The organism is Agromyces humi, from assembly GCF_009720255.1.
GTDB lineage: Bacteria > Actinomycetota > Actinomycetes > Actinomycetales > Microbacteriaceae > Agromyces > Agromyces humi.
Window position 1 is genome coordinate 1 of sequence record NZ_WJSP02000439.1, and the last position, 2815, is coordinate 2815.

Annotated in this window: 4 protein-coding genes; all 4 read right to left on the minus strand. The window is 71.8% G+C overall.

Translation table 11 applies throughout. The features are described 5' to 3' along the window. Positions 1–40: 40 nt before the first annotated feature. The 4 genes from GH736_RS20530 to GH736_RS20545 all read right to left on the minus strand — a co-directional run bounded on the left by GH736_RS20530 (position 41) and on the right by GH736_RS20545 (position 2723). A complete protein-coding gene (locus GH736_RS20530; RefSeq protein ID WP_159606625.1) occupies positions 41–190 on the minus strand; it encodes a hypothetical protein in 150 nt (49 codons plus the stop codon). After that, a complete protein-coding gene (locus GH736_RS20535; RefSeq protein ID WP_159606627.1) occupies positions 183–371 on the minus strand; it encodes a hypothetical protein in 189 nt (62 codons plus the stop codon). Before GH736_RS20535 ends, GH736_RS20530 begins: the two co-directional genes overlap by 8 nt. A 120-nt stretch (positions 372–491) precedes the next feature. Continuing rightward, entirely contained in the window at positions 492–1538 is a 1047-nt protein-coding gene (locus GH736_RS20540; protein WP_159606629.1) for a diacylglycerol/lipid kinase family protein, read from the minus strand. 141 nt (positions 1539–1679) lie between these two features. Continuing rightward, the gene (locus GH736_RS20545) at positions 1680–2723 is read right to left on the minus strand and encodes a low temperature requirement protein A (protein WP_159606630.1); all 1044 of its coding nucleotides are present in this window, start codon (positions 2721–2723) and stop codon (positions 1680–1682) included. Between the last annotated feature and the right edge of the window lie 92 nt (positions 2724–2815).

Here is a 2815-nt window from a genome sequence, read left to right on the forward strand (position 1 = left end):
AGCCGCGCTGAGCCGCGCTCCCGCCTCACCGCCTCGCCGGCTACGCCCCGTCGACCTCGCCGGGCCGCGTCTCCGCGTCCTCCGCGATGTCGATGCGGGTGACGCCGTCGTGCTCGCTCACCTCGACCTGCGCGGGCAGGTCCTCGGGGCTCACGACTTCGCCGACGCGGTCCTCCGAGGCGTCACCCATCCGACGACTCGCCAGCGGGCTCGGGTGCCCCGCCCGACGCGGTGTCCTCTGCGACCGTCTCGTCGCCCGCCTCGAACTCCTCAGGCAGGCGGGCGCCGTCGCCGCGGTCCTTCGTCGCGCGAGCCGGCGGTGGCGTCTGGTCGTCGCCCTGCTCGGACGGGGTGATCTCGGCGTCGGCCATCAGTGCTCCTTGTCGGTCGTGCGGTGGGTGCCGCGAACGGGACTTCCAGCAGGAAACACCGTCGCGGCAAGCGCGGGAAGCGCCTTGACAAACGGATGCCGCGGCATCCGCTGCCCGGAATCACGCGGAAGCAGGCTCCGACTCGGCCTCGGCCTCGGTGACCGGAACTCGCACGGTCAGGGCGCCGGCGTCGATCCACGTTCGGATCGCCTCGGCGCGCCCGAAGGAATCGCCGTCGAGCTCCACCTCCTCGGCCCGGCTGAGCACCACGTCGAGCCGGCGGCCGCGCACGTAGCGCACCGCGTCCACGTCGCGCGAGGCGAGTTTGCGACCCCACTTCGTGCGGCGCAGCACGCCGTTCTCCCAGATCACCTTCACGAAGATCTGCACCCAGCCCCACGCGCTCTCGGGGCGGAGGAACACCGCCTCGAAGCGCCCGTCGTCGATGGCAGCTTCGGGGAGCAGCAGGACGTTGGCGGGCAGGGATCCGCAGTTGCCGATGATGAGGGTGTGCGCCGACACGGCTCGCGCGCCGTGGCCGTCGAGGCGGTAGCGGATCCGCATGCGGTTCTTGTCGCGCAGCGCCTTGCGTATGGCGTCGACGTAGGCGAGCCAGCCGACCTTGGCCTTCAGTTCCTCGTCGGTGTTCGAGAGCATCTTCGCGTCGAGCCCGAAGCCGGCCATCACGAGATAGGCGGCTCGCTCCACCGTGCCGCCCTCGCGACGGATGGCGGCCCACGCGAGGTCGATCTGCCGGTCGACGCCGTCGTACGCGACGTGGATGGAGTTCTCGAGGTCGTCGAGCGTCAGGTCGAGGTTGCGGGCGAGCAGGTTGCCCGTACCCGACGGGAGCAGGGCGAGCGACGTCGAGGTGCCGCCGAGCTCCTGGGCGACGGCGCGGATGGTGCCGTCGCCTCCGGCCGCGATCACCATGTCGGCGCCGGCCTCGAGCGCCTGCTTCGCCTGCCCTGGGCCCGGGTCCTCCTCGGTGGTCTCGAACCAGAGCGTCTCGGCCCAGTCGGCGGCGGCGGGCTCCGCCGCGATGGCGGCCCGCAGGTCGTCGAGCTCGACCTTCACCGGGTTGTAGATGACGGCCGCGAGCCGCTGCTTCGAGGCTGTGGAATCGGATGCCGAGACGGGCTCGGACGTGCTGGGGGCCGTGGGCATGCAGCGAGCCTAGGGTCGGACAGGGCCCGTTCGCAGCCCCTTGACGACCCGGCGGCGGCGTGCAGCAGTCTGCAGCACACCGCCGCAGCGTCGCCGCAGACGGCGATGAGGCGATCAGGCGGCGACCGGATCATGCCGCCCTCAGCGGAGCCCGGCCACCCGGCGTCGTTCCGACAGCTCGGCCGAGCCGACGATGACCGCGAGCACCACGACCGCGCAGAGGATGACCGCCCCCGCCGGCAGCAGTGCGGCCGAGATGCCGAGCGCTGCGGTGAGCACCAGGGCGGGCACGGCCCAGCGCAGCACAGCACCGATCGGCCGGCCGAACCGCACCGAGATGATGGCGTTCGTGAGGTAGAACACGGCGATGCCGCCGCAGAGCGCGATGCCCGATGCGAGCGGGAGGGGCTCGCCGGGGTCGTGGATCGCGTTGGCGAGCGCTCCGGACACGGCGGTCACCCCGACGACGACGAGGAACGGCAGGAACCCCACGGTGTCGCGGATGGCCGGGTAGTCGCCGGCCGCACGCAGCGCTTCGAGCCCGTCGCGCATCGCCTTGGTGCCGTACATGAAGAACGACCAGGCGAGCAGGGCGATGGCGGCCAGGCCCAGGGCCGCCGTCAGCCCGGCCTCGATCGTCCAGGCCTCGTCGAGCGCGGCCACGATGGAGAGCACCGACTCGCCGAGCACGATCACGACGAGCAGTCCGAAGCGCTCGGCGAGGTGCTCCACGTTGAGGTTGGCGATCACCCGGTCGGCCCAGCTCGTGCTGCTCGTCACGAGCAGCACCACCTCGATGACGATGGCCGCACCCCACAACACGAAGTTCCACGGCTGCGGCACCCAGATGGACGCGAGCCAGATCCCCGCGGTCACGCCGTTGTAGGCGAGCACCCGGATGCGCGACGCGGCGCCCCCGGTGGCCCACGACTGCGAGATCCACAGCGCGAGCAGCACGATGCGCAGGGCGGTGTTGCCCGCGGCGAACAGCCACGCGCGCTCGGTGGTCGCCTCGGGGGCCGCGACCGCGATCGCGCCGAGCGCGAACATGGCCGCGAGCATCACGAACGCGAGCTGGCGCCGGGTGAGCCACGGCATGATGTTCACCGCGAAGGTCAGGTTCACCCACGACCACCACACCGACGCGAACAGCGCGACGAAGAGCATCAGCCCACGACGAGTCACCAGCTCATTCTGGCGGCTGCCGCCGACAGCGGCCGACCTGCGCCTGCCGACTGCGCGTGAAATCCCGCCAACCGCCGACGACGCGAGCGGAT

Bases quoted from the DNA above. Each gene is read 5' to 3' on its own strand.
- GH736_RS20530 (WP_159606625.1), bottom strand. From the start codon at position 190: ATGGGTGACGCCTCGGAGGACCGCGTCGGCGAAGTCGTGAGCCCCGAG.
- GH736_RS20535 (WP_159606627.1), bottom strand. From the start codon at position 371: ATGGCCGACGCCGAGATCACCCCGTCCGAGCAGGGCGACGACCAGACG.
- GH736_RS20540 (WP_159606629.1), bottom strand. From the start codon at position 1,538: ATGCCCACGGCCCCCAGCACGTCCGAGCCCGTCTCGGCATCCGATTCC.